The organism is Nonomuraea sp. NPDC005983 (genome assembly GCF_040614375.1).
Classification (GTDB): domain Bacteria; phylum Actinomycetota; class Actinomycetes; order Streptosporangiales; family Streptosporangiaceae; genus Nonomuraea.
Genome location: NZ_JBEXUP010000224.1, coordinates 1 through 10,645, shown reverse-complemented (window position 1 = coordinate 10,645; position 10,645 = coordinate 1). Strand labels below are relative to the sequence as shown.

The following is a 10,645-nucleotide window of genomic DNA, read 5'->3' as shown; positions in this document are numbered from 1 at the left end:
GCGTGGTGGTCCACCTGAACGTCCTGCAGGGGAGTGCCGCGCAGCGGCTGTACGACCTCAGGCACCGGGCGGTCGCCGCCGCCCTGGGCCTGCCGATGCCCGGCATCCCGTCGCCGGGCCACCCGTTCGTGCTGGTCGCGCCGGACCTCTCGCCCGCCGACACCTCCGCCCTCGGCCCGGACGTGCTGGCGCTGGTCACCGAGCGGGGCGGCCCCACCAGCCACACGGCGATCCTGGCCCGCGCCCGCGGCCTGCCGGCCGTGGTGGCCTGCGCGGGCGTCACCGGCCTCGCCGACGGCACGATCATCTCGGTCGACGGCGGGACCGGCGAGGTCGCCATCGGCCTCACCGCGGAGGCGGCCGAGCGCGTCCGCGACGGCGACCGCGAGGAGCGGGCCCGCCTGGCCGGAAGCAGGGGCCCCGGCAGAACCGCCGACGGCCACCGGATCAGGCTCATGCACAACATCGGCTCCGCCGCCGACCTGCGGCCGGGCGCCGAGGGGGTCGGCCTGTTCCGCACCGAGTTCCTGTTCCTCGACCGTTCCCGGCCGCCGAGCTTCGAGGAGCAGGTCGCCGCCTACGCCGAGGTGTTCGCCCAGGCGGAGACGGTCGTCCTGCGCACCCTGGACGCGGGCACCGACAAGCCGCTGCCGTTCCTCGGCCTGCCGGAGGAGCCCAACCCCGCCCTGGGCATCCGCGGCCTGCGGGTGGACCGCCTGCTGCCGTCGGTGCTCGACACCCAGCTGGACGCCGTCGCCGAGGCCGCCCGCGCCGCCACCGCCGACGTCTGGGTGATGGCGCCCATGGTCACGACGGCCGCGGAGGCGGCGGACTTCGCGGCCCGCGCCCGCGCCAGGGGCCTGGCCAGGGTGGGCGTCATGATCGAGGTGCCGGCCGCCGCGCTGCAGGCGGGCCGCCTCCTGCGGGAGGTGGACTTCCTCAGCGTCGGCACCAACGACCTCAGCCAGTACGCCTTCGCCGCCGACCGCCAGCACCCCGCGCTGGCGGACCTCCTGGACCCCTGGCAGCCGGCGCTGCTGCGCCTGGTGGCCGAGTGCGCGCAGGCCGGGGCGAGCGCCGGGAAGCCGGTCGGGGTGTGCGGCGAGGCGGCGGGCGACCCCCGGCTCGCCCCGGTGCTCGCCGGGCTCGGCGTGACGAGCCTGTCCATGGCCCCGGTCTGTGTGCCGGCCGTCCGCGAGGCTCTGGCCGCGCACACCCTGGAGCAGTGCCGTGAGCTGGCCCGCTCCAGCCTCTAGCGCGGCGCTTCAGCGTGGTGCGGTCACGGAAGGGCGCGGATCGCGTCCGGGATCGGGGTGCCGCCCGACACCAGCTCCAGCACCCGGCCGATGCCGGCCGCCTCCTGGAGCAGGGCGGCGATGACGGCCGCCACGTCGTCGCGGGGCACGCTGCCGCGCGGCGCCCCGGGCGCCAGCAGCACCCTGCCGGTGCCGGGCTCGTCGGTCAGCGAGCCGGGACGCAGGATCGTCCAGTCGAGGTCGCGGCGGCGCAGGTCCTCCTCGGCCTCGGTCTTGGCCTTGAGGTAGGCGGCCCACACCTCGTCGCTCCCGGGGTCGCCCCCGGGGTCGCTGCCGGGGCGGGCAGGCTTCCCGGCGCCCATGGAGGAGATCTGCACGAACCGCCGCACCCCGGCGCGCTCGGCCGCGTCGGCCAGCAGCGCGGAGGCGGCCCGGTCCACGGTGTCCTTGCGCGCGGCTCCGCTGCCAAGGCCGGCGCCCGCGGCGAAGACGGCGGCGTCGGCGCCCTCCAGGAGCTCGGCCACCTCCTCGACGTCGGCCCGCTCCAGGTCGCACAGGGCGGCCCGCGCTCCGGTCGCCTGGACGTCGGCGAGGTGCGCGGGATTGCGCACCAGACCGAGCGCCTGCCCCCCGAGCAGCCGCTCCAGCCGCAGGGCGATTTTCCCGTGCCCGCCCGCGATGATGATCCGCATGCTCGTCATGGTGTCATGGAGGCATGACCGACTTCGCTGAAGCTCCCACCCCGGCGTTTCTCTTCGACCTCGACGGCACTCTGATCGACAGCGTCTACCAGCACGTCGTCGCCTGGCGGCAGGCCCTGTCGGGGATGGGCATCGACCTGTCGGTATGGCGGATCCACCGGCGCATCGGGATGAGCGGCGGCCTGTTCGTCAGCGCGCTGCTGCGCGAGACCGGGCTGAAGCTGAGCCAGGAGCAGATCGACGAGCTGCAGACCACCCACGCCGACGCCTACGCCGAGCAGATCGACTCGGTCAGGCCGCTGCCCGGCTCGAGCGAGTTGCTGACGGAGCTGACGGCGCGCGGCGTGCCGTGGGCGATCGCCACCAGCGGCTACTCGCGCACGGCCAGGCTCGCGCTGGGCATGCTGGGCTTGCCGGAGGACACTCCGATGGTGACTCGCGACATGGTCCGCCGGGCCAAGCCGGACCCGGATCTGTTCCTTGCCGGCGCCGCGCTGCTGGACGTCGACCCTCGCCATGCGATGGTGGTGGGTGACAGCATTTGGGACCTGCTCGCCGCCCGCCGGGCGGGCGCGCTCGGCATCGGGCTGCTGTCCGGCGGGTACGGCAGGGACGAGCTCGAACGTTCCGGCGCCTTCCGCGTCTACGCCGACCCGGCGGACCTGCTGGCCAGGATCGATGAGCTCGGCGTCCGGCTCGGCGACTGACTCCGGGGGAATACCCGGCCGAACCGCCAGGCTTCATCGTGCGTATCCCCACAGAGGAGAGGCTAGAGATGGATTTGGCAGACATCGGCGTCACGGGCCTGGCCACGATGGGTCGCAACCTGGCCCGCAACCTGGCCAGGCACGGGTACGCGGTGGCCGTGCACAACCGGACGTCCAGCCGCACCCAGCAACTCGTCAAGGAGTTCGGCGGGGAGGGGACGTTCGTACCCGCTGAGGAGCTCGCGACGTTCGTGGCGTCGCTGAAGCGGCCCCGGCGGGCGATCATCATGGTCAAGGCGGGGGCGGGCACCGACGCGGTGATCGACCAGCTCGCCGACCTGATGGAGCCCGGCGACATGATCGTCGACGGCGGCAACGCGCTCTTCGCCGACACGCGGCGGCGCGAGGCGGCGCTGCGCGAGAGGGGGATCCACTTCGTCGGCACCGGCATCTCCGGTGGCGAGGAGGGCGCGTTGAACGGCCCGAGCATCATGCCCGGCGGCTCGGCGGAGTCGTGGGAGGCGCTGGGCCCGATCCTGCAGGACATCTCCGCCAAGGTCGACGGCGTTCCGTGCGCGGTCCACGTGGGCCCCGACGGCTCCGGGCACTTCGTGAAGATGGTGCACAACGGCATCGAGTACTCGGACATGCAGCTCATCGCCGAGTCCTACGACCTGCTGCGCCAGGCGCTCGGCGCCACGCCCGCCGAGCTGGCCGAGGTGTTCCGCGAGTGGAACCGGGGCGAGCTGAACTCGTACCTGATCGAGATCACCGCCGAGGTGCTCGACCAGGTCGACGCGGCCACCGGCAAGCCGTTCGTGGACGTCGTCGTCGACCAGGCCGAGCAGAAGGGCACCGGTCGCTGGACCGTGCAGAGCGCGCTCGACCTGGGAGTGCCGGTCACCGGCATCGCCGAGGCGGTCTTCGCCCGCGCCCTGTCGGGTCACCCGGAGCAGCGCGCGGCGGCCAGGCCGCTGGAGGGGCCGGGGCTGTCGGGCGTCGGCGGGCGCGAGCTGATCGAGGACGTGCGGCAGGCGCTCTACGCGTCCAAGATCGTCGCCTACGCGCAGGGCTTCGACCAGATGGCCGCCGCGTCCAAGGAGTACGGCTGGAACATCGAGCTGGGGGCGATGGCCACGATCTGGCGCGGCGGCTGCATCATCAGGGCCAAGTTCCTCGACCGGATCCGCGCCGCCTACGACGCCGACCCGAACCTGCCGACGCTGCTGGCCGACCCGGCGTTCGCCGAGGCGCTGAACACCGCCCAGGACGCGTGGCGCCGGGTGGTCACCACGGCCGTCCAGATCGGCGTGCCCACGCCGGGCTTCTCCTCGGCGCTGGCCTACTACGACGGGCTGCGGCGTGACCGGCTGCCCGCCGCGCTGGTGCAGGGGCTGCGCGACTACTTCGGCGCGCACACCTACCACCGCGTCGACCGGGAGGGCGCCTTCCACACCGACTGGTCGGGCGACCGGGTCGAGCGGCCCGCCTAGCCCTTTCCGCAGGAGCGGAGCCGGCGGCCCAGCCTGTCGAGCCACTCCTCCAGCTCCACCGGCTCCAGCACCTCGAAGTCCACGTCCAGGAACGCCACCGTGATCGCGATGAGCCGGAGTTCGTCGCCGCGCAGGGTGAGCACGCAGGTGCCGTCGCTCACCGGTTCGACGACGCCCGTCACCCTGCCGGCGATCTGCTCAGCGGGCGCGTGCAGGAGGACGCGGGCCTGGATCGGCCACATGTCGTAGCCGAGACGCCGCTGGACGAACGCGGCGATGTCACCTTCCGGGGGCTCGCGCGGGGTGAAGCGGGGGCCGTTCGGGGTGCGCAGCCGGATGCGGTCGGCGCGGTAGGTGCGCCAGCCCTGGCGGTCGGCGTCCCAGCCGACCAGGTACCAGCGGCGGCCCCAGCCGACCAGGCCGTAGGGCTCGGCCTTCCTGGACGTGGTCACGCCCTCGTGCCCGGTGTAGTCGAAGCGGAGCTGCTCCTGGTCTCGACAGGCGGCGGTGATGCGGGTCAGCACGTCGGCGTCGACGGTAGGGCCCTCGCGCGTGATCGGCACAGTGTGCGCCTGCAGGGCGTTGACGCGGTGGCGCAGCCGCGACGGCAGGACCTGCTCCAGTTTGGCCAGGGCGCGCAGCGACGTCTCCTCGATGCCGGTCACCGTGCCGCCCGCGGCCGTCCGCAGGCTTACCGCGACCGCGACAGCCTCCTCGTCGTCCAGCAGCAGCGGCGGCAGCTCGGCGCCCGCGCCGAGCCGGTAACCGCCCGACACGCCGGGCGTGGAGTGCACCGGGTAGCCGAGCAGGCGCAGCCGGTCGATGTCGCGCCGCACCGTGCGCCTGGCCACGCCGAGGCGTTCCGCCAGGTCGGCACTGGCCCAGTCGCGCCGCGTCTGCAGCAGCGACAGGAGGCGGAGCAGTCGCGCGGACGTGTCGAGCATGCGTCCATTGTGGCCCGGATCTGGCCGCGATCCCTCCTAGCGTTGCGGGCATGGAGAGATTCGTCATCGACATCCCGCAGGCCCAGCTCGACGACCTGCGCGAGCGGCTAACCCGTACCCGCTGGCCGGACGCCCTGGAAGGGGTCGGCTGGTCGTACGGCGTCCCGCCGGAGGCCGTGCGCGAGCTGGCCGCGTACTGGCTGGACGGCTACTCGTGGCGCGAGCACGAGGCCAGGCTGAACGAGCTGCCGCAGTACACGACCGAGATCGACGGGCAGCGGGTGCACTTCGCGCACGTCCGCTCGGCCAGGCCCGGCGCGCTGCCGCTGCTGCTGACCCACGGCTGGCCCAGCACGTTCGCCGACTTCTCGCGCGTCGCCGGGCCACTCAGCCAGGACTTCCACCTGGTCATCCCGTCCATCCCCGGCTTCGCCTTCTCCGGGCCCACCACCACGACCGGCTGGGGCGTGGAGCGGATCGCCGCCGCGTGGGCCGAGCTGATGCGCGGGCTCGGCTACGCCCGCTACGGCACGCAGGGCGGTGACTTCGGCTCGCTGATCTCCCCCGCGGTGGCCAGGCTCGACCCCGAACGCGTCGTCGGCGTGCACCTGAACGCGCTCACCACGATCCCCTTCGACGACATGGCCGGCCTGACGCCGGCCGAGAAGGAGCGGGCCGCCAAGGTGGACCGCTGGCAACGCGAGTACTCCGGGTACGCGATGATCCAGGGCACCAGGCCGCAGACTCTCGCCTACGGCCTGGCCGACTCGCCCGCCGGGCAGCTCGCCTGGAACCTCGACGGGTTCGCCTCGTGGGGCGAGGACCTCGGCGGGGTGGCCCGCGACGACGTCCTGACCAACGTGACCATCTCCTGGCTGACGGGCACCGCGGGCTCCTCCGGACGCCTCTACCGCGAGGCCGCCTCCTCCTGGGGGCTGCCCGCGGAGCCCGGAACCACGCCCACCGCCGTGGCGCTCTTTCCCGGGGACAGCAGCGTGCGCAGGTACGCCGAGCGGGTGCACAACGTGGTGCGCTGGACGGAGCTTCCCGAGGGCGGCCACTACGCCGCCCTCCAGGCCCCCTCGCTGCTGGTGGACGACGTCCGGGCGTTCTTCCTCTAACCGGCTTCCGCTGACCGGTCCTGCGCTCGGCGTGCATCTGCGGCGTGCATCGGCCGGGCGCGTCGGCGCGCGGCCTCCGCGGTCAGCCCGCCGCGATGCAGAACGGGTGACCTTCCGGGTCGGTGAGCACGATCCAGGAGCCGTCGCCCGGCTGGAAGTCGGGCACGTTCGCGCCCAGCTCGGCCAGCTCCTTCCTGGCGGTGTCGAGGTCCTCGACGCGCAGGTCGAGGTGGACGTGCTTGGCGGCGTCCGGCCAGCCGGGGCCGCGGTAGCCGTCGACTCGCTGGAAGGCGAGCTGGACGGGGCCGCCGTCGACGGTGGCGAAGTCGGCGTCGCTGTGGGAGACCTGCCCGCCGGTGGCCCTGGCGTAGAAGGCGGCCAGCGCGGCAGGGTCGGCGCAGTCGAAAATGATCGAGGAAATCGTTGTCATGCGCCCCAGCCTGCTCCGGGTGGGGTGCCGAGGTCTTGAACATCCTTGCACGCACCGGACACCCTTCTGAGACGGCCGCCCGAACCTCCTCGCGCCCTTGGGACACACCCTCCTGAACGAAGGCCCGGCCCCCGGCGCGCGGTCGGGGCTTCCGTTCTAGTAGTCGTCGCAACATCCCACCTCAGGGGACGCGATGGACTTCGAGATCCGGGAGATCCGTTCTCCCCAGGGACGCAAGAAGCTGACCAAGGAGCGGGAGCACTACCTTGCTCTCGTGCAGCAGGGTGTGAGCAACAAGGAGGCGTGTCGCATCGTCGGCGTCAACCCGCGTACTGGGCGGGAGTGGCGTAACCCGCCGCAACGGTCATCCCTCAAGCGGCGACTATCGGCCGTACGCGGCCCAGGCCCGCGCCGACGCACGCCGCCCGCGCCCCAAGCAGGGCAAGATCGGCCAGAACCCGGAGCTCCGGGCATACATTCAGGAGCGGCTGCATAAACGTTGGAGTCCTGAGCAGATCTGCCAGAGCCTACGCAGGAGCTTTCCTGACCGGCCGGAGATGCACGTGCGCCACGAGACGATCTACCAGGCGCTCTACGTTCAAGGCCGCGGCGAGCTGCGCCGCGAGCTGGCCCGTGCGCTGCGCACGGGCCGCGCGATTCGCAAGCCGCGCCGCCTGGCCCAGCAGCGCCAACCTAGCTACAGCGCACCCATAATGATGATCAGCGAGCGGCCGACCGATGCCGACGATCGCGCTGTTCCCGGTCATTGAACTCCAGACCTCGGAAGACGCTCGGCTGGGACACACCGGCTGAACGTCTCACGGAGCTCCTGGCGACCTGCGCGTGATCTAGTCGGCGGCCATTGGTGCCGCCTTCGCTGCGACAATCTCGGCGACCCTTCTCGGAGTGAGTGCAGAGGAGTCGACAACCTGCGCTTGGCGGCGGAGCCAGGGCAGAGCCTCGTGATACTCCGGAAGGTGATCCAGCCGCCATTTCGACCCTGGGCCCTTGGCGTCGGTTTCGATGCGGTGGGTCAGGGTGTCTTGATCGGTGTGCAGCAGGAAGTGATGGAGGGGAACGCCAGCCTTCTCCAGGCCGGTTCGGATCTCTGTCCAGTACTGCTCGATCAGGACTGTCTGAGGGATCACGAGTAATCCACCGAGGTAGTCCAGCAGGTGGGTAGCGGTCTGAACGACCAGGCCTCGCCACGGGGGCCAGTGCTGGAAGTCGCCGAGGCGTGGCAGGGCTCGCACATGACGCAGCATGATGCCGACCTCCTCGGTGTCGAGGATCGTCGACTTCGGCACGATCTGGACAAGTTCGGCAGCGGTAGTCGTCTTGCCTGCGCCGAAAGCTCCGTTCAGCCAGATGATCACGCAGGTCAGCCTATCGACAGGAAGCAAAGCAATACAGAACGATGCCTCGCGCATCTCCCCGTCCAGCGCTAAGCCGGGGTGATTGTCGGCTTCTCGGCACCCACGTTGGCCGATCCCCTGGCTTCCGGCCACAGGTTTCCGCATACCGCCAACTTGGTGAAACACGGAAACCCAGTCGCCTCACTATGCTGGCCGTCGCCAGTAAGTGATCACCGTGTTGCGACGACCCCTCGAATGCGCCGGGTGCCGTCCTGGGGCGGGTGGATTGTCGTACCCGGCGCGTAGCGTTCGGCGGGTGCGTTCCGCTGTACGTCTCGGTGCTGGGCCGGGGTTCGCCGTCGACGAGGTGACCTGCGTCGACGACCATCGTGGCTGGTCCGCCACGGAGGTGAGCTCCGGCTACCGCGTGGTGCTCGTCCGGCGCGGGCGATTTCGTCGCATGGCCGACGGGCGTCCCACCGTCGTCGACCCGACGGCGGCGTATCTCGGTGTGCCGGGTGAGGAGGAGCACTTCGCCCACCCCTCGGGCGGCGACGTGTGCACCTCCCTGGGCCTGTCGGGCACGCTGTGGCGGACCTTGGCCGGAGAGTCCCGCCCCACCCGCCCGACCGTCTACGTCGACGCCCGTCTCGACCTGGCCCACCGCCGGTTCCTCGCCGCCGCGAGGAGCGGCGACCCGGCCTTCGCGCTGACCGAGTCCCTGCTGCCGCTCATCGGCCTCACCCTCACCCGGGCGTCGCCCGCCGGGGGCGCCTCCGGTGGGCCCGCCCCTGCGAGGCCCCGCCACCGGTCGCGGGCGTCCGCACCGCACGCGATCGTCGACGTGGCCCGCGAGGCCATCGCCGCCGACCATCCGGCGGCCGACGGGCTGCTGCCCCTGGCCGAGCTCCTGGGCGTCTCGCCGTACCAGCTGAGCAGGGCGTTCACCCGTGAGCTCGGCGTCTCCCTGACGCACTACCGCAACCGGGTGCGGGTCGGCAGGGCCCTCGACCGCCTGGAATCGGGCGAGCCGAGCCTGGCCACGCTCGCCGCCGACCTGGGCTTCGCCGACCAGGCCCACCTGACCCGGACGGTCCGCCACCATCTCGGCCACACCCCCACCGCCCTCCGCCGCCTGCTCGCCACGGCCACCTGACGCGCAGCCGGCGGGAGCCCGGCCATGGACGGGGCGCGGCCGGCGGTGGATTTCGCGGGGCCGGGCACCGTAAGCTCCACGGGTGCATGATCTAGGTGAGGACCCCCGGCCCGCTCGGGGCGCGGTGCGTGAGATCCACTCGCTCGACGGGGCCGCGACGCTGGCCTACTCCCCCGACCTCGACGGGCTCGCCGACCCCGGAGAGATCGTCTGGGCGTGGGTGCCGTACGAGGAGGACCCGGAGCGGGGCAAGGACCGCCCGCTACTGATCGTCGGCCGCACAGGTCGCAGGCTGCTGGGCATGATGCTGTCCAGCAGAGGCGACGACGGGCCCGACTGGCTGGAGCTCGGCGCGTGGGGCCGCGACGACAAGGTGTCCTACCTCCGGCTGGACCGCGTGTTCGTCCTGGACGAGGACGACATCAGGCGCGAGGGCGCGATCCTCGACCCTGACCGCTTCGCCCGCGTGGCCGCCCGCCTGATGAAGACCCACGGCTGGGAAGTCGGCCGCTGACCGGTCTGCCGAAGCCGCTGCCGAGGCGCCCGCCCTCGGCCTGCCTGCTGACTGAGAGCCGGCGCCGCCTGAGCAGCGGCCGGGTGAAGGCCCGCGCCCAGGCCACCCACCGCCGGCGCGGCTGACGAAGACCCACGACCGGCCCACCGGCCGACCCCGGTCAAGGGGCACGACACGCCGGGGCCGTCGGTGCCTGTGCCGATCAGCGAGGGGGCATGGCCCAGGTCCGCGGGTGCGGCGTGGCCGGGTCTTGCGTCTCGGAGAGCGGTCGGGAGTGGGGCCGTCACGCTCTGGTACGGCCATGGCTGCGATCATTGCCCTATGCACGTTGTAGTGATCGGAAGCGGGATAGTCGGAGCCGGTGCCGCCTACCATCTGAGCAGCCGCGGCGTGGCCGTCACCGTGATCGACGGGGCGTTTCAGGGGCAGGCGACGTACGCGGGCGCGGGCATCGTCTGCCCGTGGGTGGACCACCCCGACGACGCCGCCTGGTACCGGCTGAACCAGGCGGGCGGCTGCTACTACCCGGAGCTCATCGAGGCCCTGGGCGAGGACATCGGGTACGCCCGGGTGGGCGCGCTGCTGGTGGCCGAGGACCCCGCGGATCTGGAGCCGGTCCGGGCCCTGCTGAACCGCCGCAAGCCCGATGCACCCGAAATGGGCGACATAACCGATGTGCACACCCCGTCGGCGCTGTTCCCGCCGCTCGCCGACGACCTGAGCGCCATCCTCGTCCCCGGAGCCGCCCGCGTCGACGGCCTCTCTGTCAGGGACGCCCTCCTCCAGGCCGCCCTCCGCCACGGCGCCGGCCTGCGCACCGGCGTCGCGACGCTCACCCCTGACGGCCACGTGCTGCTGGCCTCCGACGTCACCGCGGCCTCTCCCACCGGTTTCCCCCAGACGGAACCACTGGCGGGCGACGCGTCGTGGCGCCAGGCGGCCCCCGCAGCGGCGGGCGCGCAGCCGCC

12 protein-coding genes are annotated in these 10,645 nt (G+C 72.6%); 8 read left to right on the top strand and 4 right to left on the bottom strand.

The genetic code is table 11. The features are described from left to right. Positions 1-1,256 (top strand): putative PEP-binding protein (locus tag ABZ297_RS44830; RefSeq protein ID WP_355360033.1); only part of this gene is annotated, 1,256 nt, incomplete at its 5' end. Between the two features lie 23 nt (positions 1,257-1,279). Here ABZ297_RS44830 and ABZ297_RS44825 read toward each other — a convergent pair. Then, positions 1,280-1,948 (bottom strand): NAD(P)H-binding protein, encoded by a 669-nt coding sequence (locus ABZ297_RS44825; RefSeq protein ID WP_355360030.1) that lies wholly within the window; start codon positions 1,946-1,948, stop codon positions 1,280-1,282. A 23-nt stretch (positions 1,949-1,971) separates the two neighbouring features. Here ABZ297_RS44825 and ABZ297_RS44820 point away from each other — a divergent pair, with 23 nt between their 5' ends. Both ABZ297_RS44820 and gndA read left to right on the top strand, forming a co-directional pair. Then, positions 1,972-2,664 (top strand): HAD family hydrolase, encoded by a 693-nt coding sequence (locus tag ABZ297_RS44820; RefSeq protein WP_355360027.1) that lies wholly within the window; start codon positions 1,972-1,974, stop codon positions 2,662-2,664. Positions 2,665-2,732: 68 nt separating this feature from the next. Continuing rightward, on the top strand, positions 2,733-4,157 hold the full coding sequence (gene gndA, locus ABZ297_RS44815; protein ID WP_355360024.1) for an NADP-dependent phosphogluconate dehydrogenase: 1,425 nt from the start codon (positions 2,733-2,735) through the stop codon (positions 4,155-4,157). On the opposite strand, the gene ABZ297_RS44810 is transcribed toward gndA, so the two are convergent. After that, on the bottom strand, positions 4,154-5,101 hold the full coding sequence (locus tag ABZ297_RS44810) for a YafY family protein (RefSeq protein WP_355360021.1): 948 nt from the start codon (positions 5,099-5,101) through the stop codon (positions 4,154-4,156). The genes gndA and ABZ297_RS44810 overlap by 4 nt on opposite strands. Before the next feature lie 50 nt (positions 5,102-5,151). Between ABZ297_RS44810 and ABZ297_RS44805 the strand changes: the two genes are divergently transcribed. Continuing rightward, on the top strand, positions 5,152-6,222 hold the full coding sequence (locus ABZ297_RS44805) for an epoxide hydrolase family protein (RefSeq protein ID WP_355360018.1): 1,071 nt from the start codon (positions 5,152-5,154) through the stop codon (positions 6,220-6,222). Positions 6,223-6,304: 82 nt separating this feature from the next. Here ABZ297_RS44805 and ABZ297_RS44800 read toward each other — a convergent pair whose 3' ends face one another. Then, positions 6,305-6,652 carry a VOC family protein gene (locus tag ABZ297_RS44800; RefSeq protein WP_355360015.1) on the bottom strand — a complete coding sequence of 116 codons (348 nt, stop codon included), beginning with the start codon at positions 6,650-6,652 and terminating at the stop codon, positions 6,305-6,307. A 563-nt stretch (positions 6,653-7,215) separates the two neighbouring features. Between ABZ297_RS44800 and ABZ297_RS44795 the strand changes: the two genes are divergently transcribed. Then, complete coding sequence (locus tag ABZ297_RS44795) at positions 7,216-7,422, top strand: hypothetical protein (RefSeq protein ID WP_355360012.1); 207 nt, start codon at positions 7,216-7,218, stop codon at positions 7,420-7,422. A 78-nt stretch (positions 7,423-7,500) separates the two neighbouring features. Here ABZ297_RS44795 and ABZ297_RS44790 read toward each other — a convergent pair whose 3' ends face one another. Then, positions 7,501-8,028 carry an AAA family ATPase gene (locus ABZ297_RS44790; protein ID WP_355360009.1) on the bottom strand — a complete coding sequence of 176 codons (528 nt, stop codon included), beginning with the start codon at positions 8,026-8,028 and terminating at the stop codon, positions 7,501-7,503. Between the two features lie 295 nt (positions 8,029-8,323). On the opposite strand from ABZ297_RS44790, the gene ABZ297_RS44785 reads away from it, so the two are divergent. The 3 genes from ABZ297_RS44785 to ABZ297_RS44775 form a co-directional block, all read left to right on the top strand. Further along, positions 8,324-9,163, top strand: a complete 840-nt coding sequence (locus tag ABZ297_RS44785; protein WP_355360006.1) for an AraC family transcriptional regulator — start codon at positions 8,324-8,326, stop codon at positions 9,161-9,163. Between the two features lie 82 nt (positions 9,164-9,245). Continuing rightward, complete coding sequence (locus ABZ297_RS44780) at positions 9,246-9,677, top strand: type II toxin-antitoxin system PemK/MazF family toxin (RefSeq protein WP_355360003.1); 432 nt, start codon at positions 9,246-9,248, stop codon at positions 9,675-9,677. A 321-nt stretch (positions 9,678-9,998) separates the two neighbouring features. Continuing rightward, the coding region (locus tag ABZ297_RS44775; RefSeq protein WP_355360000.1) for an FAD-dependent oxidoreductase at positions 9,999-10,645 on the top strand (647 nt) is incomplete at its 3' end.

Excerpts from the sequence above, each read along its gene's own strand:
- gndA (WP_355360024.1), top strand. The coding sequence starts at position 2,733 with ATGGATTTGGCAGACATCGGCGTCACGGGCCTGGCCACGATGGGTCGC.
- ABZ297_RS44800 (WP_355360015.1), bottom strand. The coding sequence starts at position 6,652 with ATGACAACGATTTCCTCGATCATTTTCGACTGCGCCGACCCTGCCGCG.
- ABZ297_RS44805 (WP_355360018.1), top strand. The coding sequence starts at position 5,152 with ATGGAGAGATTCGTCATCGACATCCCGCAGGCCCAGCTCGACGACCTG.
- ABZ297_RS44825 (WP_355360030.1), bottom strand. The coding sequence starts at position 1,948 with ATGCGGATCATCATCGCGGGCGGGCACGGGAAAATCGCCCTGCGGCTG.
- ABZ297_RS44820 (WP_355360027.1), top strand. The coding sequence starts at position 1,972 with ATGACCGACTTCGCTGAAGCTCCCACCCCGGCGTTTCTCTTCGACCTC.
- ABZ297_RS44810 (WP_355360021.1), bottom strand. The coding sequence starts at position 5,101 with ATGCTCGACACGTCCGCGCGACTGCTCCGCCTCCTGTCGCTGCTGCAG.